At 51.4% G+C, this 255-nt stretch carries 1 pseudogene; it reads left to right on the top strand.

Features of this window, described 5'->3' with window-relative positions:
• Window positions 1-255: pseudogene (locus tag V6C16_RS14790) on the top strand (transposase); the annotation flags it as partial.

The following is a 255-nucleotide window of genomic DNA, read 5'->3' as shown; positions in this document are numbered from 1 at the left end:
AACAGGCCGAAAATGGGGTGCCCGTTCCAGAACTTTGCCGCGAGTACGGCATGAGTAGTGCGTCTTTTTATAAATGGCGCGCCAGGTTCGGCGGTATGGATGCATCCATGATGGCACGAATGAAAGATCTGGAAAAAGAAAATGCCCGTCTGAAGCGGATGTATGCCGATGTCCAACTCCGCCACGATGTCTTGCAGGAAGCCCTTGAAAAAAATTGGTGAGGCCATCTCAACGCGTTGAGATGGCCAAAAGAGC

Origin of the sequence: Desulfovibrio sp. 1188_IL3213, assembly GCF_036763145.1 — a bacterium.
Lineage (GTDB): Bacteria > Desulfobacterota > Desulfovibrionia > Desulfovibrionales > Desulfovibrionaceae > Desulfovibrio.
Note: the sequence above shows the minus strand (reverse complement) of the source record. Positions and strands in the feature narration are given on the sequence as shown.